This is a genomic window from Buttiauxella sp. AC038 (genome assembly GCF_979253565.1).
This window is the reverse complement of the sequence record NZ_CEEDCQ010000001.1, coordinates 338,003-363,720: the sequence shown is the minus strand read 5'-3', so window position 1 is coordinate 363,720 and position 25,718 is coordinate 338,003. Positions and strand designations below refer to the sequence as shown.

The 25,718-nt window shown below is 52.1% G+C and carries 17 protein-coding genes; 7 read left to right on the top strand and 10 right to left on the bottom strand.

What is annotated here, in order from left to right; genetic code table 11:
* Positions 1–58: 58 nt before the first annotated feature.
* On the bottom strand, positions 59–832 hold the full coding sequence (gene bioH, locus AC0IXI_RS01675; RefSeq protein WP_424222216.1) for a pimeloyl-ACP methyl ester esterase BioH: 774 nt from the start codon (positions 830–832) through the stop codon (positions 59–61).
* A 38-nt stretch (positions 833–870) separates the two neighbouring features.
* Here bioH and gntX point away from each other — a divergent pair, with 38 nt between their 5' ends.
* Together gntX and nfuA are read left to right on the top strand one after the other, a co-directional pair.
* Positions 871–1,554: a DNA utilization protein GntX gene (gene gntX / locus AC0IXI_RS01670; protein WP_064514357.1), complete on the top strand. Its 684-nt coding sequence runs from the start codon at positions 871–873 to the stop codon at positions 1,552–1,554.
* Between the two features lie 58 nt (positions 1,555–1,612).
* Positions 1,613–2,188: a Fe-S biogenesis protein NfuA gene (nfuA, locus tag AC0IXI_RS01665; protein WP_064542768.1), complete on the top strand. Its 576-nt coding sequence runs from the start codon at positions 1,613–1,615 to the stop codon at positions 2,186–2,188.
* Positions 2,189–2,263: 75 nt separating this feature from the next.
* Here the strand turns inward: nfuA and malQ are convergent, their stop codons facing one another.
* Positions 2,264–4,345 (bottom strand): 4-alpha-glucanotransferase, encoded by a 2,082-nt coding sequence (malQ, locus tag AC0IXI_RS01660; protein WP_471681857.1) that lies wholly within the window; start codon positions 4,343–4,345, stop codon positions 2,264–2,266.
* An 8-nt stretch (positions 4,346–4,353) separates the two neighbouring features.
* Entirely contained in the window at positions 4,354–6,756 is a 2,403-nt protein-coding gene (malP, locus tag AC0IXI_RS01655; RefSeq protein WP_471681856.1) for a maltodextrin phosphorylase, read from the bottom strand.
* 376 nt (positions 6,757–7,132) lie between these two features.
* Here malP and malT point away from each other — a divergent pair, with 376 nt between their 5' ends.
* Positions 7,133–9,841: an HTH-type transcriptional regulator MalT gene (gene malT, locus AC0IXI_RS01650; RefSeq protein ID WP_064514365.1), complete on the top strand. Its 2,709-nt coding sequence runs from the start codon at positions 7,133–7,135 to the stop codon at positions 9,839–9,841.
* A gap of 99 nt (positions 9,842–9,940) precedes the next feature.
* On the opposite strand, the gene glpD is transcribed toward malT, so the two are convergent.
* Complete coding sequence (gene glpD / locus AC0IXI_RS01645; protein ID WP_064514367.1) at positions 9,941–11,449, bottom strand: glycerol-3-phosphate dehydrogenase; 1,509 nt, start codon at positions 11,447–11,449, stop codon at positions 9,941–9,943.
* Between the two features lie 318 nt (positions 11,450–11,767).
* Here glpD and glpE point away from each other — a divergent pair, with 318 nt between their 5' ends.
* The 3 genes from glpE to AC0IXI_RS01630 all read left to right on the top strand — a co-directional run bounded on the left by glpE (position 11,768) and on the right by AC0IXI_RS01630 (position 13,886).
* Positions 11,768–12,097: a thiosulfate sulfurtransferase GlpE gene (glpE, locus tag AC0IXI_RS01640; protein WP_134186019.1), complete on the top strand. Its 330-nt coding sequence runs from the start codon at positions 11,768–11,770 to the stop codon at positions 12,095–12,097.
* A gap of 177 nt (positions 12,098–12,274) precedes the next feature.
* Positions 12,275–13,105 carry a rhomboid family intramembrane serine protease GlpG gene (gene glpG / locus AC0IXI_RS01635; protein ID WP_413499537.1) on the top strand — a complete coding sequence of 277 codons (831 nt, stop codon included), beginning with the start codon at positions 12,275–12,277 and terminating at the stop codon, positions 13,103–13,105.
* Positions 13,106–13,127: 22 nt separating this feature from the next.
* The gene (locus AC0IXI_RS01630) at positions 13,128–13,886 is read left to right on the top strand and encodes a DeoR/GlpR family transcriptional regulator (RefSeq protein WP_310606703.1); all 759 of its coding nucleotides are present in this window, start codon (positions 13,128–13,130) and stop codon (positions 13,884–13,886) included.
* Between the two features lie 59 nt (positions 13,887–13,945).
* Here the strand turns inward: AC0IXI_RS01630 and glgP are convergent, their stop codons facing one another.
* The 6 genes from glgP to asd all read right to left on the bottom strand — a co-directional run bounded on the left by glgP (position 13,946) and on the right by asd (position 24,921).
* On the bottom strand, positions 13,946–16,393 hold the full coding sequence (gene glgP, locus AC0IXI_RS01625) for a glycogen phosphorylase (protein ID WP_064514373.1): 2,448 nt from the start codon (positions 16,391–16,393) through the stop codon (positions 13,946–13,948).
* Between the two features lie 22 nt (positions 16,394–16,415).
* Positions 16,416–17,849: a glycogen synthase GlgA gene (gene glgA, locus AC0IXI_RS01620; protein WP_471681855.1), complete on the bottom strand. Its 1,434-nt coding sequence runs from the start codon at positions 17,847–17,849 to the stop codon at positions 16,416–16,418.
* Positions 17,850–17,961: 112 nt separating this feature from the next.
* The gene (gene glgC, locus AC0IXI_RS01615) at positions 17,962–19,245 is read right to left on the bottom strand and encodes a glucose-1-phosphate adenylyltransferase (RefSeq protein ID WP_064514378.1); all 1,284 of its coding nucleotides are present in this window, start codon (positions 19,243–19,245) and stop codon (positions 17,962–17,964) included.
* 14 nt (positions 19,246–19,259) lie between these two features.
* A complete protein-coding gene (gene glgX / locus AC0IXI_RS01610; RefSeq protein WP_471681854.1) occupies positions 19,260–21,242 on the bottom strand; it encodes a glycogen debranching protein GlgX in 1,983 nt (660 codons plus the stop codon).
* On the bottom strand, positions 21,239–23,425 hold the full coding sequence (gene glgB, locus AC0IXI_RS01605; protein WP_471681853.1) for a 1,4-alpha-glucan branching enzyme: 2,187 nt from the start codon (positions 23,423–23,425) through the stop codon (positions 21,239–21,241). Before glgB ends, glgX begins: the two co-directional genes overlap by 4 nt.
* A gap of 389 nt (positions 23,426–23,814) precedes the next feature.
* Positions 23,815–24,921: an aspartate-semialdehyde dehydrogenase gene (asd, locus tag AC0IXI_RS01600; protein WP_064514384.1), complete on the bottom strand. Its 1,107-nt coding sequence runs from the start codon at positions 24,919–24,921 to the stop codon at positions 23,815–23,817.
* 159 nt (positions 24,922–25,080) lie between these two features.
* On the opposite strand from asd, the gene AC0IXI_RS01595 reads away from it, so the two are divergent.
* Entirely contained in the window at positions 25,081–25,674 is a 594-nt protein-coding gene (locus AC0IXI_RS01595; RefSeq protein WP_064514385.1) for a YhgN family NAAT transporter, read from the top strand.
* Positions 25,675–25,718: the final 44 nt, after the last annotated feature.

Genomic DNA, 25,718 nt, shown 5'->3' with positions numbered 1-25,718 from the left:
CTAATCCCCCTACAAAACCCGCAAATGAACTGAAACGCGTGCGAACCGACATCCGACATTAACCAAGCTGCTTTTGAAACGCCTCAAGCGCCAGGCACACATCCTGTGGATGCGAAATAAACGGCGCATGAGCCGCTTTCGGGAAAATCACTGCTTCGCTTTGCGGCCACTGTTCATCTAACAAACCCGCGATTTTACGCGGCACCAGCCCATCCAGATAACCGTATAAACGCAAGAACGGCACTGTAAGCTGGCGCAAAGGCTCGCGTAAATCTGCGGTCTTGAGAATTTCCAGCCCACCGTTTAACACCTCAACACCCGGCATTGGTTGCTCAAGCACTACCGCTTTCAAACGGCGTGCATCCTGGCGTGCGGTTTCTGTTCCCAGCGTCTGGAGCGCCAAAAAGCGCTCAACGGTACGCTGAAAATCTTCACTCAACTGATGCTGGAAACCCGCAAGAACGTCAGGTTTAATGCCCGGCCACTCATCCTGAGCGGTGAAACAAGGCGAGGACGCGATAGTCACCAGCCATTTCACACGCTCCGGATGACTTAATGCAACCTGACTTGCCACCAGCCCACCCAGACTCCAGCCAAGCCAAATCGCCTGCTCTGGCGCCTGCGCCAACACGATATCAGCCATTTCCTCTAGTGAGAGCGCCCCGAAGTCCTGGCTGCGGCCATAGCCTGGCAAGTCGACAAGATGAAGACGAAAATGCGAGCTTAATTCCTCACAAATGCAATGCCACACTTCCGCATTCAGCCCCCATCCGTGCAGCAGCACAAGATCATCTTTCCCTTCACCTTTTGTCTGCCACCAAAGCTTGCTCATCAGTTACTGTTCTCATTTTTATCTGCAAGGAAGCGAATATGCTAACAATCCCAGGGCTATGTTGGCTATGCCAGATGCCACTCACCTGCGCACATTGGGGCCTTTGTTCATGCTGCGTTAAAGCATTACCCGCTCCGCCGCCCTGCTGTCCGCGCTGTGGATTACCTGCCACACATACAAAATCGCCCTGCGGCCGTTGCCTGCAAAAACCACCGGAATGGGATGCGTTGTTGTTCGTCACGGATTATGGCCCACCGCTAAGTCAGCTTATTCAGCGGTTTAAATTTAACGCCACTGTCGCGCTGGCTCCGGCATTGGCGCGTTTAATGCTGTTGCGTGTACTGCAAGCAAAACGCTTTAGCCAGTGGCCTAAACCCGATTGTATCGTGAGTGTTCCATTGTATTCGCGTCGTGCCTGGCGGCGTGGTTTTAATCAAAGCGACCTGTTGGCAAGACAGCTTTCACACTGGCTGCAATGTGACTATATGCCGCGAGGGTTGCTGCGGATCCGCGCTGCGCAGGTGCAGCATCAACTGAACGCACGTATGCGTCGCAACAATCTTAAAGGTGCTTTCAGGGTTGATTTTCCAGTGGCTGGGCGCCATATAATTATTGTGGATGATGTCGTCACGACGGGCAGTACGGTGGCGGAAATTGCGCGGATGCTGAAAAAGCAGGGCGCGGCGACTATCCAGGTGTGGTGCCTTTGTCGAACCTTGTAGACCCTCGATGATGGGCGTATTATAACCGACTAAAATAGTCAACTATTGAGCAATCGTTATGATCCGTATTTCCGATACAGCACAATCCCACTTTGCCAAACTGCTGGCAGGTCAGGAAGAAGGGACGCAAATTCGCGTATTCGTCATTAATCCTGGTACTCCAAATGCGGAGTGCGGGGTTTCTTACTGTCCGCCGGATGCGGTAGAAGCGTCAGATACTGCCCTCAAATTCGAGCAGTTGACCGCATATGTCGATGAACTGAGCAAACCTTATCTTGAAGATGCTGAAATTGATTTCGTCACCGACCAGCTTGGCTCACAGCTGACGCTGAAAGCGCCAAACGCCAAAATGCGTAAAGTTTCCGATGATGCGCCTTTGATGGAGCGCGTTGAATACATGCTGCAAGCGACGGTAAACCCACAGCTGGCAGGCCACGGCGGTCGCGTTACGCTGATGGAAATCACTGATGAAGGTTTTGCGATTCTGCAATTTGGCGGCGGTTGTAACGGCTGTTCAATGGTAGACGTGACCCTGAAAGAAGGCATCGAAAAGCAGCTGCTGGCTGAGTTCCCGGAACTGAAAGGCGTTCGCGATTTGACCGAACACCAGCGCGGCGAGCACTCGTACTACTAATTGATGTGTCGGATGATGCTACGCTAATCCGACCTACAAAATACGAATAAAAAACCCCGCATCGCGGGGTTTTGTTTATCTCTTCTTACGTCGCTTATCCAAATCCTTTAGCAACTTATTCACTTCTTCATCGGCGAATATCGCCTCAAGCGAAGTCGATAACTTGCGACGCCAGTTCTTATATTGATAGCTGGTGCCTGGAATATTCACCGGCTCCGCCATACCCAACCAATCCTCCGGCTGCAGGCCCAGTAACGCACTGTTGCTATCGGCGATGTAGCGCTGCATTCCACGATTAAGCGTTGATGTCATCGCCATCATTGAAGCCTTGTGTCCGGCGCGTTTTGGCAGGCAACCATATTTATGCAACCCATCCAGCAAACCTTGTTTCGCCCGTTCACGATCCTTATACAACTCAGTCAACATCTCGTCGTCTGGATAAAGCCCAAGCGTTTTACCCAGCGTCAAATCACCGCTTTCCCAGTAACCACGCAGCGTCGGTAAATCGTGAGTCGTAGCAACCGCCATTGACTGCTTCGGCCACGCTTTTGGCGAGCGGAACTGCTTTTCGTCGTCATGCTCGAAATAGAGCACTTTATACGAGTAAACCCCGCTGTCGCGCAGCTTACCGACGATCTCAACCGGCACAGTACCCAGATCTTCACCGATCACCATGCAATTATGACGTTTACTTTCCAGCGCGAGGATCGACAGAAGATCGTCGACCGGGTAATGCACATATGCGCCTTTATCTGCGGTTTCACCGTAAGGGATCCACCACAAACGCAGCATCGACATCACGTGGTCAATACGCAATGCACCGCAGCTGGTCATATTGGCGCGCAGCAGCTCGATAAATGGCTGATAGGCACGCGCCGTAATCACATGCGGGTCCATCGGTGGTAAACCCCAGTTCTGGCCGAGCGGACCGAGAATATCCGGCGGGGCACCCACCGAGGCTTTCAAGCAGTAAAGCTCGCGGTCACACCAGGTTTCAGAACCGCCTTCGGCAACACCTACCGCTAAGTCGCGATACAGGCCGATTGGCATTTTAAAGCCCTGGCTGGTTTGCCAGCATGCATCGAACTGAACGTAGGCCAGGTATTGCAGCCACAGATAGAAATTCACTTCGTCACTGTGTTCGGTGCAGAACTCTTTTACTTCAGGATTATGCGCGTCGCGGAAACCTTCCGGCCATACCGGCCAGCCCCAACGCATTTCATCTTCTTTTACCTGGTATGCGTGCAGCGCATCGAAAGCGGCCTGGTAATAGAGGCTATCACCACCTTCCTGCACAAACTTCTGGAATGCGACTACTTGTTCATCACGCGCACCGCGCCGCGAAAACTGCTTCCACGCCATGCGCAGAGCAGCCATCTTCAGCACGGTCACGGTGGAATAATCCACCCATTGCGCATCACGGGCTTCATTCAGCATTTGCTGCGTGACCGGCATTTTCCACCAGTCTTGCGCTTCATCACTGAGCAAGAAATCATCGACTGCATTCACGTCGATATAAATCACATTCAACCAACGGCGTGACGACGGGCTATACGGGCTGGCGCTTTCCGGGTTTGCCGGATACAGCGCGTGGATTGGGTTCAGGCCAATAAATGCCCCGCCCCGTTTTGCGACATCCACCAGCATGCGCTGTAAATCGCCGAAATCGCCAATTCCCCAGTTATGTGCGGAACGTAAGGTATAAAGTTGAACGCACGCGCCCCACAGTTTTTCATCCTGCATCAGTGCCGCAGGTTCATAGCAGCGTTTTGGCGCAACAATCACGCGGCACTGCCAGTGGTGTTCATTCTGGCTGACCGTCAGGTCGTGGTAGCCTTCCGCCAGCGCGGCAGGCAGAGTCAGTTTTTTGCCTGCCAGTGCATGGCCTTTATGCTGCTTACCTTCTTCGGTCGTCAACTGCCAGCTGTAATCACCGTTGCCTTCCAGCACCGTCGCCATGCGAGTGCCGGAAGTAAACACCAGCACATTTGCCACTGGCGTCAGTGCCACCTTTTTCAAGGTGGTGGTACGGCTCATGGCTTCCAGCAAACGCTGCTTGGTATCCGCAGGAATAGCCTGCGGTTTGCCATGGGCGTTAATGTAGTTTGGGCTAATTCCCGCCTCAAGGGCGGCGTTATCAAGACGTTTGCTGTCCATGCGTTCCCTTAGCGTTTTGCCTGCCAGATACGTTGCTGATAATCACGGATAGAGCGATCGGAGCTGAACATGCCGCAACGAGCCGTGTTAAGAATGGCGGCGCGCGTCCAGGCTTCCTGGTCGAGATACAGTGCATCCGCCAGTTTTTGCGCTTCTGCGTATGCGGTGAAATCTGCCATCACTAAATACGGGTCGCCGCCTTGTTTACCGATGCTGTGCAGCATCTGGTCGAACGCATGTTTATCGCCATCGGCATAAATGCCCTTCTCCAGCTCTTTGAGCACCGCATCCAGCGTTTTATCTTTCTTACGCCATTTCACCGGGTCGTAGCCTTTGGCTTTGAGCGCTTTCACTTCTTCGACGGTGTGGCCAAAGATAAAGATGTTTTCCTCACCCACTTTCTCGGCGATTTCGACGTTCGCACCATCCAGCGTGCCAACGGTCAGTGCACCGTTGAGTGCCAGTTTCATATTGCCGGTACCGGATGCTTCTTTACCTGCGGTAGATATTTGTTCAGAAATATCCGCCGCCGGGATCATCACTTCCGCCGCAGAAACGCAGTAGTCAGGCAGGAATACCACTTTCAGCTGATCGCCAACGATCGGATCGTTATTGATGGCGTGGGCGACTTTGTTGATCGCGAAGATAATATTTTTGGCGAGGTAGTAACCCGGTGCCGCTTTCGCGCCAAACAGATACACACGCGGCACGCGGGCGGCTGTTGGGTTCTCACGAATTTCTTTGTACTGCGCCAGGATATGCAGCAGGTTCAGGTGCTGGCGTTTGTATTCGTGCAGGCGTTTGATTTGCACGTCGAACAACGCATCCGGGCTTATCACAATGCCAGTACGCGCTTTCACAAATGCCGCCAGCTTCACTTTGTTCTGGTATTTGATGTCGCGGTATTCTTTGCGGAATTTCGCGTCATCGGCGTATTTTTCCAGGCCTTCCAGCACATCCAGATCGTTGGCCCACTCTTTCTTGAGTTTCTTATCAAGCAGAGCTGCCAGCGCCGGGTTGCACTGTTTGATCCAGCGGCGCGGTGTAATGCCGTTGGTGACGTTATGGAATTTGTTCGGCCATAGCTGGTGATATTCCGGGAACAGATCTTTGACCACTAAATCTGAGTGTAGCGCCGCAACGCCATTCACGGCGAAGCCACTGACAACACACATGTTCGCCATGCGAACTTGTTTGTCGTGCACAACGGCCAGTTTCGCCCAGACAGCCTCGTCGCCCGGCCAGGTTTTAGTAACCAACTTCTTAAAGCGTGCGTTGATCTCATTGATAATCTGCATATGACGCGGCAACAGCGCTTTCACCAGCTTCTCGCCCCAGCACTCCAGCGCTTCAGGCATCAAAGTGTGGTTGGTGTAAGCGAAGGTTCTGCTGGTGATGGCCCATGCGTCGTCCCAGCTCATCTGGTGCTCGTCGATAAGCACACGCAGCAGCTCTGGAATCGCGATAGTCGGGTGGGTGTCGTTCAGCTGAATCACTTCGTAATCAGCAAGTTCTTTAAGCTTGCGGCCCGCAAGATGGTGGCGACGTAAAATATCGCCCACTGAACAAGCGCACTGGAAATACTGCTGCATCAGGCGCAGTTTCTTGCCGTTCAGGTGGTTGTCGTTCGGGTAAAGCACTTTAGTCAGTTTTTCAGCGTCGATGCCCTGCTGTTCTGCTTTCAGGAAATCGCCGTCGTTGAATTTGGTGAGGTCAAACGGATGCGCGTGTTTTGCCTGCCACAAACGCAGTGGTTGCGCCACACCGTTACGGTAACCAATAACTGGCAGATCCCAGGCTTCGCCATGGAAGATAAACGCCGGTTCCCAACGCACGGTTTTGCCGTCTTTAATCACTTTACCGCCAACGCCCACTTGTACATCGAGCGCTGCGTTATGCTGGAACCACGGGTAGCTGCCACGTTTCCAGTCGTCAGGCGCTTCCATCTGACGTCCATCCTGGAAGGACTGGCGGAACAGGCCATATTGATAATTCAGACCGTAACCAATCGCAGACTGGCCAACCGTTGCCATAGAGTCCAGGAAACACGCAGCAAGACGTCCCAGGCCACCATTGCCTAGCGCAGGGTCGGTCTCTTCCTCCAGCAAATCAGTCAGGTTGATATCAAACGCTTTCAGCTCATCCGCCACTTCCTGATACCAGCCAAGGTTCAGCAAGTTGTTGCCCGTCAGACGACCAATCAAAAACTCCATCGAGATGTAGTTTACGTGGCGCTGCTGCTTCTCAGGTTTCGCAACAGGCTGCGCTGCCAGCAATTCGGCCAGCGCACCACTCACCGCATGCCACCATTGTTGCTGGGTCATTTCGGAAGCAGAGTGAAGTCCGTAACGCTGCCACTGACGTGTCAGTGCAGCCTGAAATTGTGCTTTATTGAAGGTCGTCTGTGACATAGGGGCTCGGGTCCTGTGATGTTCTAATTTCATTACCCGTTAGTGTGCCGGGTGGCCTGGGCTTATTCCTCCTCCTGAGGGGGATTAGGGAGGGAGGAGTAGCGGGGAGTAGCTAAAAATGTGATCGCCGCCACTTAACGGTAGGTGCTTGCTGGCAGAATGCCCACCAGCACTGAATTTTTGCTTCGACCAACTCTACGCCTCGAATGGATTCATCTAATCAATAGATTTGTGACAAAGTGCAACTTACAACGTCTGAAACCCTTAACAATCTTGCAATAAGCCTTAATCTGGTCGACCTTGTAGTTAGTATTAATTACGAAGCGTGAAAAAAATCGCATTCGTGCATATCTCATACACAGTGAAGTGATTGACCATGCTGATCCCCTCCAAATTAAGTCGTCCAGTTCGTCTGGAAAATACAGTGGTCCGCGACCGGCTGTTGATGAAATTATCGACCGCTAATAACTATCGGCTGGCGCTAATAACCAGCCCGGCGGGTTATGGGAAAACCACACTGATTTCTCAGTGGGCGGCAGGGAAAAATGAGCTAGGTTGGTACTCTCTGGATGAGGGTGATAACCAACAAGAAAGATTCGCCAGCTATTTGATAGCGGCTATTCAACAAGCAACATCTGGTCATTGTGTGACCAGCGAAGTGATGGTGCAAAAACGCCAATACTCAAGCCTGACAGCATTATTCGCACAGCTCTTTATTGAAATGGTGGAATGGCATCGCCCACTATTTTTAGTGATTGATGATTACCATCTCATTACTAACCCTGTAATTCATGAAGCTATGCGCTTTTTCATTCGCCACCAGCCAGAAAATATGACGCTGGTCGTGTTGTCGCGCAATTTGCCACAGCTGGGTATCGCCAATTTACGCGTGCGCGATCAGCTGCTTGAAATTGGTAGCCAGCAACTCGCGTTTACCCATCCGGAAGCGAAGCAATTCTTTGACCATCGGCTCAATTCTCCACTAGAACATACCGACAGCAACAGCTTGTGTGATGATGTTGCGGGCTGGGCAACCGCGCTGCAATTAATTGCGCTTTCCGCACGCCAAAACAGCAACTCATCGGCGCATCACTCTGCGCGTCGTCTTTCGGGCATTAATGCCAGCCACTTATCCGACTATCTGGCCGATGAAGTGCTGGATAATGTCGATGCGCAAACGCGTAACTTCCTGCTGCGTAGCTCAGTCCTGCGTTCGATGAACGATGCATTGATTGTGCGCGTCACGGGCGAAGAAAACGGCCAGATGCGCCTTGAAGAGACTGAGCGGCAAGGATTGTTTATCCAACGCATGGATGACAGCGGCGAATGGTTCCGTTTCCATCCGCTGTTTGGCAATTTCCTGCGCCAGCGTTGCCAGTGGGAACTGGCGACAGAACTTCCGGATATTCATCGCGCCGCCGCAGAAAGCTGGATGGCGCAGGGTTTCCCAAGCGAAGCTATTCACCATGCCCTTGCCGCAGGCGACGCCACCCTGCTGCGCGACATCTTGCTGCATCATGCCTGGGCACTGTTTAATCACAGCGAACTCACATTGCTGGAAGAGTCGTTAAAAGCACTACCGTGGGAAAGCCTGCTGGAAAACCCAAAACTTGTTTTGCTTCAGGCGTGGCTGATGCAAAGCCAACATCGCTACAGCGAAGTGAACACTCTTCTGGCGCGTGCTGAACAAGAAATGAATGTCGTGATGGATGATGTCATGCACGGCGAATTTAATGCCTTGCGCGCCCAGGTTGCCATTAATGACGGTAACCCTGAAGAAGCAGAACGCCTCGCAATGATTGCTCTCGACATGCTGCCGCTGGCTAGTTTCTACAGCCGCATTGTCGCAACTTCAGTTCACGGCGAAGTGCTGCACTGCAAAGGCGAGCTGACCAAATCGCTGTCGGTAATGCAGCAAACTGAACAAATGGCACGCCGCCACGATATGTGGCATTACGCGTTATGGGGCTTATGTCAGCAGAGCGAAATCTTACTGGCACAAGGCTTCCTTCAGTCTGCCTGGGAATCGCAAGAGAAAGCCTTTGCGCTTATTGAAGAGCAGCATCTTGAGCAGCTCCCACTGCATGAGTTTTTATTGCGTATTCGCGCGCAATTGCTTTGGGCGTGGTCGCGCCTGGATGAAGCTGAAGCAACCACACGCATGGGTCTGGAAGTGCTTTCAGGCTATCAGCCACAACAGCAATTACAGTGCATGGCGTTGTTAGTGCAATGTTCATTGGCACGAGGCGACCTGGACAATGCGCGTAATCACCTGAACCGACTTGAAAACTTGCTGGGCAATGGTGCATTCCATAGCGACTGGGTTTCCAACGCCGACAAAGTGCGGGTGATTTACTGGCAAATGACGGGCGATAAAAAATCTGCTGCCAATTGGCTACGCCTGACGCCGAAACCAGAATTCGCCAACAACCATTTCCTACAAAGCCAGTGGCGTAACATCGCTCGCGCGCAAATTTTGCTGAGTGAATTCGAACCCGCCGAAATGGTGCTCGAAGAGTTAAACGAAAATGCGCGCAGCCTGCGCCTGATGAGCGACCTTAACCGCAACCTGTTACTGCTAAACCAGCTTTACTGGCAGGCCGGGCGTAAAAGCGATGCACAACGTGTGTTGCTCGAAGCGCTGGCGCTGGCTAACCGCACCGGGTTTATCAGCCATTTTGTGATTGAAGGCGAAGCCATGGCGCAGCAGTTGCGCCAGTTAATTCAACTCAACACACTGCCTGAGCTGGATCAACACCGCGCGCAGCGCATTTTGCGTGAAATTAACCAGCATCACCGCCATAAGTTCGCCCATTTTGATGAGAACTTTGTTAACCGTTTACTGACGCACCCTGAAGTGCCGGAGCTTATTCGTACCAGTCCACTGACTCAGCGCGAATGGCAGGTTTTAGGGTTGATTTATTCAGGCTATAGCAATGAGCAAATCGCCGGCGAGCTGGATGTTGCGGCCACGACGATTAAAACGCACATTCGTAATTTGTATCAGAAACTGGGTGTCGCACACCGCCAGGATGCGGTGCAGCATGCGCAGAAGTTATTGAAGATGATGGGTTACGGGGTTTAACTTTCTGAAATAAAACTAGCGGATGAAGCTAATGCTTATCCGCACTATAGGAAAGGTGGTTGTAGGGTGGATAAACGCAAGCGTCATCCACCGCTAGTTTTAAGACGCCAGCGATAACTTCGCCTTAGCGCCCCGCTTTCCCAGCCACTGTGCCACTCGCGCCTGTTGTTCTTCGCTTAACCACATACCCAATTTGGTACGACGCCAGATGGCATCATCAACGCCACGCACCCACTCATGCTCAACCAAGTAACGCAATTCGGCCTCATAAAACTCATGCCCGAAATCTTCACCTAAATCACTGATGCTGGTAGCTCTGCCCAGAATCAAATCACTGTTGCTACCGTAAGTACGTGAGTAACGGCGTGCCAGGCTTTCGGTCAGGAACGGGTAACGGCGGCGCAACTGCGCGGCGTAATCATCACGGTCGCCATTGATATCGCCACCCGGCAATGTGCAGCCTTTGGTCCATGCTGGCCCCATTTTCGGGTAATAACCTTTCAGCTTCTCCAGCGCGTGTTCCGCAAGTTTACGATACGTGGTGAGCTTACCGCCAAACACAGACAACAGTGGGGCTTTACCCTGCTCGTCATGGATATCAAGCGTGTAGTCACGCGTAATAGCTTGCGGTGAATCAGACTCATCATCACACAGCGGTCGCACGCCAGAGTATGTCCAGACAATGTCCTCGCGGCTCAGTGTCTTTTTAAAGTGCGCGTTATACGCATTCAGCAGGTAATTAATTTCATTGTCATCGATGTGAACATCTTTCGGGTCGCCCTTATATTCAACATCGGTGGTGCCAATAATCGAAAACTCATCCATCCACGGGATCACAAACACAATGCGCTTATCTTCGTTTTGCAGAATGTAAGCCTGCTTCTGGTTGTGCACGCGTGGCACGACGATATGGCTGCCTTTGATCAGGCGGATGCCATATGGCGAAGGCAACTGGAGGCCATCGTCAAAGAAGTTCTTCACCCAAGGGCCGGTAGCATTGACCAGGCCACGAGCGCGCCAGGTAAAGGTTTCGCCAGTATCAATGTCCTGCGCTTCGACAATCCAGTGGCCGTTTTCACGGCGAGCACTAGTGGCACGGGTGCGGGTTTTCACTTCGCCACCTTCACGCGTCACCATCTGCGCGTTCGCTAACACCAGGCGGGCATCGTCTACCCAACAGTCAGAATATTCGAAACCGCGCACAATATTAGGTTTCAGGACAGAATCTGCGCCAAAACGCAAACTGGTGGACGCAGGTAAACTGGTACGTTTACCCAAATGGTCGTACATAAACAGGCCAATTCGAATCATCCACGCCGGGCGCAGATGCGGGCGATGTGGCAAACGAAAGCGCATCGGGAAGGCAATATGCGGTGCCATATTGAGCAGCACTTCGCGCTCGGCTAATGCTTCACTCACCAGGCGAAACTCATAATGCTCCAGGTAGCGCAGGCCACCATGAATCAATTTCGAGCTATTCGATGATGTGGCACTGGCCAGATCCTGCGCTTCAAGCATCAACACGGATAAACCACGGCCTGCGGCGTCAGCGGCGATACCTGCCCCGTTAATTCCTCCGCCAATCACAATCAGATCTTTAGTTTCCATGTTGCCCTCACACGCTTTCGTTAAAGTTCAAATATGTTCGTTATCGCTCATACTAGCAAGAGTACGCGCGGTTTGTAACGAAAAAAAACATTACTGCGTGATATGGATAACATAATGACGTTAATATACTCGAGCTACTTCAAGATGCAGGTAGGCGGCAAACGAATGAATCCCGATGAGCTTACTGTAGTAAGTGATTCGGGTGAATGAGGGCAGCCAACAACCCTGCAACTTGAAAGGCGACGGGTATATCAGCGGCCAGAGGGCAGATTCCCTTAATATAGCGCAAGGCAATTCAATAAAATGACGAGCAAAACCATGGAAACTTTTGAGTGTATTGGTGTGGAAGAAGCGCACCAGAAGTTGCAGCAAAAACACGCTGTGTTAGTGGATATCCGCGATCCACAAAGCTTTGCGATGGGCCATACGCCGGGCGCGTTCCATCTGACTAACGACCGCCTTGTCGCTTTTATGCAGCAAACCGATTTTGAAACCCCTGTCATGGTGATGTGCTATCACGGCAACAGCAGTAAAGGTGCGGCGCAGTATTTGCTGCAACAAGGATACGATCAGGTGTACAGCGTCGATGGTGGTTTTGACGCATGGCATCGTCATTTCCCGGCTGAAGTCGAACACGGCGCGTCTTAAATTGTTGTGCGACTGCCTTACCCTAAATAATTCGAACTGCATCAAGGCGGCAAGGGAATGAATCCCGATGAGCTTACTTTAGTAAGTGATTTGGGTGAATGAGTGCAGCCAACAAAGATGCAGTTTGAAGTATGACGGGTATACTCATTTCTTTTGTATGGATTTAACTGAAACCTTATGATCATGATTACCTCGTTTGCCAACCCGCGAGTCGCGCAGGCATTTGTCGACTATATGGCGACGCAGGGGATTATCCTCACGATTCAACGGCATGAACAAAGCGATATCTGGTTGGCTAATGACAGCCAGGAGTCGCGCGTTCGTGCTGAGCTTGAACAATTCCTCGCCAATCCTGGTGATTCACGTTATCTGGCAGCAAGCTGGAATACCGGCCACACTGGCAGCGGCTTGCAGTATCAACGCTATCCGTTCCTCGCCACGATTACGCAGAAAGCTGGCCCCTTCACAATGGTGATCATGGCCGCCTGTGTGCTGGTCTACCTGATGATGCAAGTGATGGGCGACCGTGCGGTTATGGTCTGGTTAGCGTGGCCGTACAAAGACAGTTTGCACTATGAATTGTGGCGCTATTTCAGCCATGCTTTGATGCACTTTTCTATTATGCATATCGCGTTTAACTTACTGTGGTGGTGGTATCTCGGCGGCCCGGTGGAAAAGCGCCTCGGCAGCGGAAAACTCATCACATTAACGTTGATTTCAGCTTTATTGAGCGGTTTCGTACAGGCTAAATTTGGCGGCCCGTTGTTTGGTGGTTTGTCCGGTGTGGTTTACGCGCTGATGGGTTATGTCTGGCTGCGCGGCGAACGCGACCCGGACAGCGGCATCTATATGCAGCGCGGCCTGTTAGGCTTTGCGGTATTGTGGATTGTGATAGGATTTTTCGATGTTTTAGGAATGTCGATCGCCAACGCCGCGCATATTACCGGCCTGGTTGTTGGGCTTGCGATGGCGCTGGTTGATACAATGCATGCGCGAAAACGAACATAGCATTTCAGGAGAATAAAACAGCGTGAAGCAAACACAACGTCATGATGCGATTGTCGAACTGGTAAAAAAACAAGGCTATGTCAGCACCGAAGAGCTAGTCGAACAGTTTGAAGTCAGTCCACAAACCATTCGCCGTGATCTGAACGATCTCGCCGAGCAGAATCTGATCATGCGCCATCACGGTGGCGCAGCACTGCCTTCAAGTTCGGTGAATACGCCGTGGCATGACCGTAAAGCGACTCAGACAGCGGAAAAAGAGCGTATCGCCCAGAAGGTCGCCAGTCAGATCCCTAACGGTGCCACGCTGTTTATTGATATCGGCACCACGCCGGAAGCCGTCGCGCATGCGTTGTTGAATCACAGCAATTTGCGCATAGTCACCAATAACCTGAACGTGGCGAACACGCTGAAGGTTAAAGAGGACTTCCGCATTATTCTCGCCGGGGGCGAATTACGCAGCCGTGATGGTGGAATTATCGGGGAAGCGACGCTCGATTTTATCTCTCAGTTCAGACTGGATTTCGGCATTCTGGGGATTAGTGGCATCGACGGTGACGGTTCGCTGCTGGAGTTTGATTACCACGAAGTTCGCACCAAACGCGCCATCATTGAAAACTCTCGCTGCGTGATGCTGGTTGTCGATCACTCTAAATTCGGCCGTAATGCGATGGTGAATCTGGGTAGTATTGGCCTGGTTGATGCGGTTTACACCGATGTGATGCCGCCTGCGGGCGTGATGCAGGTGATTGCTGAGAACAATGTGCAACTGGAGTTATGCTGAGATTGTTTTGCGTGGAACAACCCTCACCCTCTCCCTGAGGGTGAGGGTGAGGGGAATAATTACAATCTCACCGGCTTAATATGCCAAATCTCATCGGCGTATTCCTGAATCGTCCTGTCGGATGAGAAATACCCCATGTTGGCAATATTGTGCATCGTGCGGATCGTCCACTCTTCCGGCTGGCGATACAGCTCATCTACCCTATCCTGGCAATCCACATAGCTGCGGTAATCTGCCAGCACCTGATAGTGGTCACCAAAGTTAATCAGTGAGTCCAGCAGGTCGCGGTAGCGCGTCGGTTCGCCAGGACTAAACGTGCCCGTGCCGATTTGCGTCAGCACCTGGTGCAGTTCTTCATCTTTTTCATAATATTCGCGCGGCTGATAGCCTTTACGCCGCAGCGTTTCAACCTCTTCCGCCGTATTACCAAAGATAAAGATATTATCCGCCCCCACATGCTCCAGCATTTCGACGTTTGCCCCATCCAGCGTGCCGATGGTCAGCGCGCCGTTCAGGCCAAACTTCATATTACTGGTGCCGGATGCCTCGGTTCCCGCCAGAGAGATCTGCTCGGAGAGATCCGCCGCCGGAATAATGATCTGCGCAAGGCTCACGCTGTAGTTCGGGATAAACACCACTTTCAGGCGGTCTTTCACCACCGGATCGTTGTTGATCACCGTCGCCACATCATTGATGAGGTGAATGATGTGTTTTGCCATGTAATACGCTGACGCCGCTTTACCGGCGAAGATATTCACGCGCGGCACCCAATCGGCTGTCGGATCTGCCTTAATGCGGTTATAGCGTGTAATCACGTGCAGCACATTCATCAGCTGGCGTTTGTACTCGTGAATACGTTTGATTTGCACATCAAACAGCGCATTCGGATTCACCACCACGTTGAGCTGCTGGCCGATGTAACTTGCCAGACGCTTCTTGTTGGCAAGCTTCGCCTTACGCACATCCTGATGCACCGTTGGGTAATCAATATGCTGTTTCAGGTCATTCAACTGGCTGAGATCGGTACGCCAGGTGCGGCCAATATTTTCATCCAGCACTTCTGAAAGCGGTGGGTTAGCCAAAGCCAGCCAGCGACGCGGTGTTACGCCATTGGTTTTATTACAAAAACGCATCGGGAAGATGGCAGCAAAATCAGCAAATAACGACTGAACCATCAGGTTGGAGTGCAGTTCAGAAACGCCATTCACTTTGTGACTTACTACCACTGCAAGCCACGCCATACGCACTTTACGGCCATTGGATTCATCAATAATCGAAGTGCGCCCCAGCAGAGCGGTATCGTTTGGATGCTGCTCCTGCAAAGTTTTCAGGAAGTAGTCGTTAATCTCGAAGATTATCTGCAAATGGCGCGGCAGAATTTTGCCCAGCATATCTACCGGCCAGGTTTCCAGCGCCTCGCTCATCAGAGTGTGGTTGGTATAGGAGAATGCCTGGCAGCAAACTTCAAACGCATCTTCCCAGCTGAACTTATGCTCGTCGATTAACAAACGCATCAGCTCAGGAATCGCTAATACCGGATGTGTGTCGTTGAGGTGAATGGCGATTTTATCCGCCAGATTGTCATAGGTTTTATGGAGCTGGAAATGACGGCTGAGAATGTCCTGCACCGTTGACGACACCAGGAAATACTCCTGACGCAGACGCAGTTCGCGGCCTGAATAGGTCGAGTCATCCGGGTAGAGCACGCGCGAGACGTTTTCCGAATGGTTTTTATCTTCTACCGCTGCGAAATAATCGCCCTGGTTAAACTTACCCAGGTTGATTTCGCTACTGGCTTGCGCATTCCACAAACGCAGCGTGTTTGTTGCATCGGTATCGTAGCCAGGGATTATCTGGTCATACGCGACCGCAAGAATTTCTTCAGTTTCTACCCAACGGAATTTTTTGGCTTCAAGCTGTACGCGCCCACCAAAGCGCACTTTGTAGCGTGTGTTGTGGCGCTTGAACTCCCACGGGTTACCGTACTCGAGCCAGTAATCCGGCGACTCTTTCTGGCGGCCATCAACGATATTTTGTTTAAACATACCGTAATCGTAGCGAATGCCGTAACCACGGCCAGGCAAGCCCAGTGTTGCTAATGAATCGAGGAAACAGGCGGCGAGACGACCGAGCCCGCCATTGCCGAGGCCGGGGTCGTTCTCTTCGTCAATCAACTCTTCAAGATCCAGCCCCATTTCTTCCAGCGCATTTTTGACGTCATCATAAATACCCAATGACAGCAGTGCGTTGGAGAGCGTGCGGCCAATCAAAAACTCCATCGACAGATAGTAAACCTGGCGAACTTCCTGGGATAGCTGAGCACGGTTAGAACGCAGCCAGCGCTCTACCAACCTGTCACGAACCGCAAACAACGTGGCGTTTAGCCACTCATGTTTGTTCGCAATGGCAGGATCTTTGCCCACCGTAAACATCAGTTTATAGGCGATTGAGTGCTTTAGAGCCTCAATACTGAGCGTTGGTGAAGCATAGGAAAAGGGTGCGTTCATATCAGTGATTCCTGGTGGATGGCTACAGCAAACGTTGGTACAGATCGCGGTAGGAATGCGCCGCTACCTGCCAGCTAAAATCCATGCCCATTGCCTGACGTTGAACAAATCGCCACAGCGAAGGGCGAGACCACAACACGAAGGCACGTCTAATCGCTCTTAACAGCGACCAGGCATTACTGTCTTCAAACACGAATCCACTGGCGATACCGTCAGCCAGGTTTTCCAGCGAGCTGTCAGACACGGTATCTGCAAGCCCGCCTGTACGCCGCACCAATGGCAATGTGCCGTACTTCAGGCCATACAATTGCGTTAAGCCGCAAGGTTCAAAACGGCTTGGCACCAGAATGACATCTGCCCCGCCTATAATGCGGTGCGAGAAAGCTTCGTGATAACCAATTTGGACACCCACCTGCCCTGGATGTTCTGCCGCCGCCGCAAGGAATCCTTCCTGCATCACCGAATCACCCGCGCCCAGTAATGCCAGTTGCCCACCTTGCTCGAGTAACCCCGGCAACGCTTCCAGCACCAAATCCAGGCCTTTCTGGCTGGTTAAACGGCTAACGACTGCAAACAGCGGCGCTTTATCGTTAACCTTAAGTCCCATCGCCACCTGCAGTTGGCGTTTGTTCTCAGCCTTTTCCTCAAGCGTGTCGCGGGTATAGCGAGCAGCCAGAAGTAAGTCATGAGCCGGGTCCCAAATTTTCTCATCCACACCGTTAAGAATGCCGGACAACCGACCCTCGCGGTGGCGCTGGCGCAACAGCCCTTCCATTCCGTAGGCAAATTGCGGTTCGGTTATCTCGCGGGCATAAGTCGGGCTGACCGCCGTAATATGATCAGCATAGTAAAGGCCAGCTTTCAAGTACGAAATTTGACCATTGAACTCCAGGCCATTCATGCCATAGAACGACCAGGGCAGATCAATTTCATTCATATGATGGGCATAAAACAGTCCCTGGTACGCCAGGTTGTGGACGGTAAATACCGACTTTGCCGGGCGACCACGCGCTTCCAGGTACGCAGGTACCAGGCCCGCATGCCAGTCATGCGCATGCACGATATCCGGGCGCCAGAAGGGGTCCAGACCACATGCCATCTCAGCACCAACCCAACCTAACAATGCAAAACGCAGCACGTTGTCGGTGTAAGCGAACTGATTGGTATCGTGATATGGGCTGCCGGGGCGTTCGTATAAATGTGGAGCGTCAATGAGGTAAATCCCCACGCCGTTGAAATGGCCATATAACAAAGTCATATGACCCGCGAAGGTGTCGCGGTGTGCAACAACCTGTGCATCAACAATGCCACGACGAATATCAGGGAAAGCAGGCAGCAGGACTCGCGTCTCCACCCCGCCTGCAATTTGTGCCGCCGGTAACGCGCCAAGCACATCTGCCAGACCACCCGTTTTCAGCAGTGGAAACATTTCAGAACATACATGTAAGACCTGCATTATCGCTCCCGTATGGAAAGTCGCAGCGCTCTCATCAAGTAAACATCAGGAGCGCCAAACGATAAAACTTCACCGTGCAGCCCTTGCTGCACGGTGATCAATCCTTTAAAACTTAACCAGGCAGCTTGGCCAGCATTTCACGGGTGACAAGCACAATGCCTTCTTCAGAACGATAGAAACGGCGTGCATCTTCTTCGGCGTTTTCCCCGACGACCATCCCTTCAGGAATGACACAGGCGCGGTCGATAATGCAACGGCGCAAACGGCAGGAACGCCCGACGACGACATCTGGCAGTAATACTGACGAATCAATATTGCAAAACGAGTTAACGCGCACGCGTGGGAACAGCACCGACTGAACCACCACCGAGCCCGAAATAATGCAGCCACCAGAAACCAGTGAGTTCAGCGTCATGCCGTGGCTGCCGGAGCGGTCTTGCACAAACTTCGCCGGAGGCAACGGTTCCATATGCGTGCGGATTGGCCAATCCCGGTCGTACATATCCAGCTCTGGCGTTACCGAAGCGAGGTCGAGGTTGGCTTTCCAGTAGGCTTCAAGCGTCCCCACATCACGCCAGTAGGGTTCGGCATCCGGGTCTGACTGCACGCAAGAAAGTGGGAATGGGTGGGCGAAGGCCGAGCCGGATTTCATGACGTACGGAATGATATCTTTCCCGAAATCATGGCTTGAGGATTCGTCTTTATCGTCAGCTTCCAGCAGTTCGTAGAGGTAATCTGCATCGAACACGTAGATACCCATACTGGCGAGCGCTTTACTGTCGTCACCAGGCATAGATGGTGGGTTAGCTGGTTTCTCAACGAACTCGATTATTTTCTCTTCGTTATCAACCGCCATCACGCCAAATGCTGATGCTTCATGGATCGGAACTGGCATACAGGCCACGGTACAACGCGCGCCTTTTTCCACATGGTCAATCAACATGCGCGAGTAATCTTGCTTGTAGATATGATCACCCGCGAGGATAACCACATACTCCGCTTTGTAGCGGCGGATAATATCGAGGTTTTGCGTGACAGCATCGGCGGTGCCGCGATACCAGTTTTCACCATGCACACGTTGCTGCGCCGGGAGCAAATCGACAAACTCGTTCATCTCTTCGCTGAAGAATGACCAGCCGCGCTGAATATGCTGTATCAACGTGTGAGACTGATATTGCGTAATCACGCCAATACGGCGAATACCTGAGTTAATGCAATTCGACAGTGCAAAATCAATAATACGGAACTTGCCACCAAAGTGGACAGCAGGCTTGGCGCGCGTTGAGGTCAAATCTTTCAATCGGGTACCGCGCCCACCAGCCAGAATCAGGGCTACAGATTTATTTGGCAGTTGTCTTGCCAACATCAGAGGATCGTTCTTATCAAGCCTAACCATGACTGACTCCTTTTTTATGATTTCTGGAAAACGCATACTCCGTGCGCGGGACCATGCCATACAGCCATTACCACCGGGTTGTCTTCGCCGGCAAACGGAGGAATAGCACGCCATTCCCCTTCGGGTAGAACGATGTCAGCCACTTCTTCGGTAGCGTTAATCGTTATTAGCCAACGGTCTGAGAGTTGGATTTGTAACCGATGAACCCCGTTCTCCCACTCGTCAGCATTCAGAGGTTGAGCCTCTTTATTCCACCAGCGCACATTGCCATCGCCTTCCTCCCACCAGACATTCCGGGTAAGTGCTGGAATCGTCTTGCGTAGATGAATCAATGCCGCGGTAAAAGTGGTTAAGCCATCGTTGCAGTTTTCCCAGTCAAGCCATGTCAGTTGGTTATCCTGGCAATAAGCATTGTTATTACCATGCTGACTGTGACCGTGTTCATCACCGGCCAAAAGCATCGGCGTACCCTGAGAAAGCAGCAACAACGTCAGCAAGGCGTGAACGCTGTCGCGCCGTCTTTCCTTAATATTCAGTGAAGCTTCCAGCCCTTCGAAGCCATAGTTATTGCTGTAGTTATTGTTGGTGCCATCACGGTTGTCTTCACCGTTCGCTTCATTGTGTTTTTGATTGAAGCTGACACAATCGCGCAGCGTAAAACCGTCGTGAGCCGTGATTAAATTGATGCTGGTCGAAGGGAGGCGATCCCCATGTCGATAGACATCGCTTGAACCGGCAAAGCGGCAAGCGAATCCTCCCACCGATAAATCTTGTCGCAGCCAGAAACGGCGCATGCCATCACGAAAATGATCGTTCCACTCCGCAAATAACGGTGGATAGTTGCCGACCTGATAACCCCCCGCGCCAATATCCCAGGGTTCAGCTATCAGTTTTATCTGCGACAAAACCGGGTCATTTTTGATGGCTTCAAACAACGGCGCATCCTGGCGAAATTCCGGAGTGCGCCCCATAACAGAAGCCAAATCGAAACGGAAACCATCAATGTGACAGCTGTCGACCCAATAACGCAGGCAATCCACCACCTGCGCCACCACGCCTGGCGTACTCAGATTCAGCGTATTACCGCAACCGGTCCAGTTCTGGTAATCACCGTTATCCATTAACCAATAATAGCTACGGTTGTCGATTCCGCTTAGGGAGAGAGTCGGGCCATCGCGATCCAGCTCCGCACTATGGTTAAGAACGATGTCGAGAATCACCTCAATGCCCGCTTCGTGCAGCGCTTTCACCGCACCACGCAGCTCGTTAGCAGCCGCCAGCGGGTCATGATTCACCGCGTAGTAGCCTTCGACGGCGTAAAACGAACGCGGGTTATAGCCCCAATAGTTGCTTAAACCTAAATGGGCGACGCGTGGCTCTGTGACAAAATGCGCGACCGGCATCAGTTCAAGCGCCGTGATCCCGAGGCGTTTGAAATAGTTAATCATCACCGGATGGCCGAGTGCGGCATAAGTGCCACGCAGCTCTTCGGGTATTTCAGGGTGCAGAAGCGTCAACCCACGAACATGCGCTTCGTAAATAACCGTGTCGCCCCAAGGGGTACGCGGGTGTTCGTCGCCTTCCCAGTCAAATTTATCGCGCACCACCACGCATTTCGCCATGTGTGGGCCGCTGTCTTCCAGGTTCGGCTCGTCATAACCACCGTGAAGATGAGGGTGGTTATCGACACCGCCAACAACTACTCGAGCGCAAGGGTCTAGCAGCAGTTTTGCCGGGTTAAAACGGTGCCCGTTTTGCGGGTCCCACGGGCCATGGACGCGATAGCCGTATTTCAGGCCAGGTTTAGCATCGGGCAAATAACCATGCCAGATGTCGCCTGTGCGCACCGGCAAGTCATAACGACGCTCGTGGCCGTGTTCGTCAAAAACGCAGAGTTCGACTTTTTCTGCATGAGCCGAAAACAGCGTGAAATTGACACCTTTGCCATCAAAAAACGAACCATACGGAGCCGGGCTCCCGGCAGTCAGTTGTGTCATTCCGCCTCCCGTACCAACCAAATTGTTGAGAGTGGTGGCAACGTCAGACTCAGAGAATGGTCACGCCCGTGGCTTGGGATCTCGTCGCTGTATACCGCGCCACTGTTCCCCGCATTACTGCCGTGATAATGCATTGAGTCCGTGTTCAGCTCTTCGCGCCAACGCCCCGGCTGGTTGATACCAAAGCGATAGTTGTAGCGCGGCACCGGAGTGAAGTTACTGGCAACAATGATTTCATTGCCCTTCGAGTCGCGGCGCACAAAGATAAACACCGAATTAACGTTGTCTTCGACCACCAGCCATTCAAAGCCGTAGCTGTCAAAATCCAGCTCGTGCATCGCAGCGTGGTGACGGTAAGTATGGTTCAAATCGCGGACCAGGCGTTTCACACCGTGGTGCCAGTTGTCGCCCCCTTCCAGCAAATGCCAGTCGAGGCTGCTGTCGTGGTTCCATTCGCGACCCTGGGCAAATTCGTTGCCCATAAACAGCAACTTCTTGCCGGGGAATGCCCACATCCAGCCGTAATAAGCACGCAGGTTGGCAAATTTCTGCCAGGCATCACCCGGCATACGGTCGAGAATGGATTTTTTGCCGTGCACCACTTCATCGTGCGACAAAGGCAGCACGAAGTTTTCGGTGCTGTTGTACAGCATGCCGAAAGTCATTTTGTCGTGATGGAATTGGCGATGCACCGGGTCGAGTTTCATGTAATCGAGCGTGTCGTGCATCCAGCCGAGGTTCCATTTAAACCAGAAACCTAAGCCGCCCATGGAAGGTGGCCGAGACACACCGGTAAAATCGGTAGACTCTTCAGCCATGGTCACCGCACCCGGTGTTTGCTCGCCAATAATACGGTTGGTATTACGCAGGAATTCGATAGCTTCGAGGTTTTCACGCCCGCCTTTATCGTTAGGTATCCACTCGCCAGGCTGACGGCTGTAATCGCGATAAATCATCGATGCCACCGCATCAACGCGTAAACCGTCGATGCCGAAACGTTCAATCCAGTAGAGTGCGTTGCCCACCAGATAGTTACTGACTTCACGCCGCCCATAGTTGTAAATCAGGGTGTTCCAGTCCTGGTGATAACCCTCGCGCGGGTCGCCGTGTTCATACAGCGAGGTGCCATCGAATTTCGCAAGCCCTGCATCGTCAGTCGGGAAATGCCCTGGAACCCAGTCCAGCAGCACGTTTAAGCCCGCAGCATGCGCGGCATTAATAAAGTAGCGGAAGTCATCTCGCGTGCCGAAGCGGCGCGTCGGCGCATACATTCCTTGTGGCTGGTAGCCCCAACTGCCATCGAACGGGTGCTCGTTAATCGGCAACAGTTCGAGGTGAGTAAAGCCCATCTCTTTGACGTACGGTACCAGTTGATCTGCCAGTTCGCGGTAACTGAGCCAGAAATTATTGTCGGCATGGCGACGCCAGGAACCAAGATGCACTTCATAAATGGAAATTGGCTGGTCAAAGCCATTCGCATGCTGGCGCGCGGGGCTAAGGGTGGTTTTATCAGGCAAGCCGCAAATCAGCGACGCGGTTTCCGGGCGCATTTGCGACTCAAACGCATACGGATCGGCCTTCAGGCGCAGATGCCCATCAGTATCAATCAGTTCGAATTTATAGAGCTGCCCTGGATGAGCACCTGGAATAAAGAGTTCCCAGATACCGCTTTCACGGCGCAAACGCATCGGGTGACGACGGCCATCCCAATAGTTGAACTGACCAACAACTGAGACACGGCGGGCATTAGGTGCCCAAACGGAGAAACGAGTACCGGTAACGCCATCCATTGTGTCGGCGTGCGCGCCGAGCGTTTCATAGGGGCGTAGATGCGTGCCTTCGGACAACAGCCAGCTATCCATCTCCTGAATTAGCGGGCCAAAGCGATATGGGTCATCAATCAGGTTTTCATGGCCATGCCAGACGACAGCCAATTGGTAACGAAAGATATTTTTACGACGGGGGATTACCCCGCAAAAGAAACCGCGCGAATCAATACATTCTAACTTACCGACCTTCCCACCGGTCTTCGGGTCGATAATCCACACTTCTGTCGCGTTCGGTAACAGGGCGCGAACTTCCAGCCCGGCTTCAGTTTTATGCATTCCCAGCAGCGAAAAAGGATCAGCAAAATGACCCGCAATTAGCGCATTTATCACGTCTTTCTCTGGATGAACAGACATGGAATTCGTCCTGTTTTTTATGTTTCATCCCGGCGCTACGCTTACACGCTCAGGTGAAAGTTATCATTGACCCAACAGGCAGCGTAAATGGAACTCCTGTAAGCTGCTCCGCCCAACAACCCATCAAGACAGTTTTTCACTGCCCTGAATAAAGCATAGCCAACGCTCTGTTTTGCTCCCGAAAATTAATGAACGAAAGTCATACGCTTCATGTATACCCAAATAATTCACGTTATGGGAAGGCGGTAAGCTCAGGAATCCCCAGGAGCTTACTTAAGTAAGTGACTGGGGTGACGGAGTGCAACCAACACATCCATAACGTGAAGTATGAAGGGTATATGACGTGATAAAAAAAGGGGCTGCAATGCCCCTTTGGTCAGTAAGTGTAATTATGCGAGCAAGCGCAACATTCTACGTAACGGTTCGGCAGCGCCCCACAGCAACTGGTCGCCAACAGTGAAGGCAGACAAGTACTCAGGACCCATATTCAGTTTACGCAAGCGCCCGACTGGAGTAGTGAGCGTGCCGGTTACTGCCGCAGGTGTCAGCTCACGCATAGTGATATCACGGTCGTTTGGCACGACTTTGACCCAATCGTTATGCCCGGCCAGCATCGCTTCGATGGTTGGCAGAGAGACATCTTTTTTCAGTTTGAGGGTGAATGCCTGGCTGTGGCAGCGCAGTGCGCCAACGCGGACACACAAGCCATCAACTGGAATGATAGTGCCGGTGTTAAGGATTTTGTTGGTCTCAGCCTGGCCTTTCCACTCTTCGCGGGTCTGGCCATTATCAAGCTGCTTGTCGATCCATGGGATCAGGCTGCCAGCCAATGGCACACCGAAGTTATCGGTTGGCAGGCTGCCGCCACGAGCAAGATCAGTCACTTTACGTTCGATATTCAAAATGGCAGATGCAGGATCAGCAAGCTCGCTGGCAACATGGCTATGCAGTTGGCCCATCTGGGTCAACAGTTCACGCATATGGCGTGCACCGCCGCCGGATGCCGCCTGGTAAGTCGCAACAGAAACCCAGTCAACCAGGTCGTTTGCGAACAGGCCGCCAAGGGACATCAGCATCAAGCTAACTGTGCAGTTACCGCCAACAAAGGTTTTCACGCCGTTGTTCAGACCTTCCTGAATAACGTGCTGGTTTACCGGGTCGAGAATAATAATCGCGTCATCTTTCATACGCAGTGAAGACGCTGCATCAATCCAGTAACCTTGCCAGCCGCTTTCACGGAGCTTTGGATAGATTTCGTTGGTATAATCGCCGCCTTGGCAGGTAATGATAATGTCCAGTGCCTTCAGCGCTTCCAGGTCATATGCGTCTTGCAGCGTACCATTGTTCTGGCCTGCAAAAGACGGGGCCGGGAGGCCTAACTGGGAAGTGGAGAAGAAAACTGGGCGAATGGCGTCAAAATCGCGTTCTTCAACCATGCGTTGCATGAGAACGGAACCGACCATACCGCGCCAACCGATAAAACCAACATTTTTCATAGCGACTAATCCTGCGGATGTGTGTTGTGTACATTAATTGAGATTACTGTTCACCTTACAAAATGCTGCCGAAGTCGCAAGTGAAATTAATCAATGATATGCAAGCTATTAGAAATAGAACTTATCAATGAACACGTTATTTATTAGAGAACACCATTCATGACCGAAATCATTTCTGCGGCAGTACTGTTAATCCTGATTATGGACCCGTTAGGAAACCTGCCGATTTTTATGTCGGTGCTCAAGCATACCGAGCCGAAGCGCCGCCGGGCCATCATGATCCGCGAGCTGCTTATTGCGCTGATAATCATGCTTATTTTCCTTTTTGCCGGGGAAAAAATTCTCGCGTTTCTTAATCTGCGTGCGGAAAGCGTGTCGATTTCCGGCGGGATTATTCTGTTCCTGATCGCCATCAGAATGATTTTCCCAAGCAAGGAAGGAAACGCTTCTGGCCTGCCTGCGGGTGAAGAACCCTTTATCGTGCCACTGGCGATTCCATTGGTTGCCGGACCGACACTTCTGGCAACTTTAATGCTGTTATCGCATCAGTATCCAAACCAGATGGGGCATTTAGTCGCCGCACTTTTACTGGCCTGGGGCGGTACCGTGGCAATTTTGCTGCAATCTTCTCTTTTCTTACGCCTGTTGGGCGAGAAAGGGGTGAATGCGCTGGAGCGTTTAATGGGGCTGATATTGGTCATGCTGGCAACCCAAATGTTCCTCGATGGGTTGCGGGTGTGGATGAAGGGTTAAATAAAAAAACGGTGGATGTCGCTTGCGCTAATCCACCCTACAAC

Bases quoted from the DNA above. Each gene is read 5' to 3' on its own strand.
- bioH (WP_424222216.1), bottom strand. From the start codon at position 832: ATGAGCAAGCTTTGGTGGCAGACAAAAGGTGAAGGGAAAGATGATCTT.
- gntX (WP_064514357.1), top strand. From the start codon at position 871: ATGCTAACAATCCCAGGGCTATGTTGGCTATGCCAGATGCCACTCACC.
- nfuA (WP_064542768.1), top strand. From the start codon at position 1,613: ATGATCCGTATTTCCGATACAGCACAATCCCACTTTGCCAAACTGCTG.
- malQ (WP_471681857.1), bottom strand. From the start codon at position 4,345: ATGGACAGCAAACGTCTTGATAACGCCGCCCTTGAGGCGGGAATTAGC.
- malP (WP_471681856.1), bottom strand. From the start codon at position 6,756: ATGTCACAGACGACCTTCAATAAAGCACAATTTCAGGCTGCACTGACA.
- malT (WP_064514365.1), top strand. From the start codon at position 7,133: ATGCTGATCCCCTCCAAATTAAGTCGTCCAGTTCGTCTGGAAAATACA.
- glpD (WP_064514367.1), bottom strand. From the start codon at position 11,449: ATGGAAACTAAAGATCTGATTGTGATTGGCGGAGGAATTAACGGGGCA.
- glpE (WP_134186019.1), top strand. From the start codon at position 11,768: ATGGAAACTTTTGAGTGTATTGGTGTGGAAGAAGCGCACCAGAAGTTG.
- glpG (WP_413499537.1), top strand. From the start codon at position 12,275: ATGATCATGATTACCTCGTTTGCCAACCCGCGAGTCGCGCAGGCATTT.
- glgP (WP_064514373.1), bottom strand. From the start codon at position 16,393: ATGAACGCACCCTTTTCCTATGCTTCACCAACGCTCAGTATTGAGGCT.
- glgA (WP_471681855.1), bottom strand. From the start codon at position 17,849: ATGCAGGTCTTACATGTATGTTCTGAAATGTTTCCACTGCTGAAAACG.
- glgC (WP_064514378.1), bottom strand. From the start codon at position 19,245: ATGGTTAGGCTTGATAAGAACGATCCTCTGATGTTGGCAAGACAACTG.
- glgX (WP_471681854.1), bottom strand. From the start codon at position 21,242: ATGACACAACTGACTGCCGGGAGCCCGGCTCCGTATGGTTCGTTTTTT.
- glgB (WP_471681853.1), bottom strand. From the start codon at position 23,425: ATGTCTGTTCATCCAGAGAAAGACGTGATAAATGCGCTAATTGCGGGT.
- asd (WP_064514384.1), bottom strand. From the start codon at position 24,921: ATGAAAAATGTTGGTTTTATCGGTTGGCGCGGTATGGTCGGTTCCGTT.
- AC0IXI_RS01595 (WP_064514385.1), top strand. From the start codon at position 25,081: ATGACCGAAATCATTTCTGCGGCAGTACTGTTAATCCTGATTATGGAC.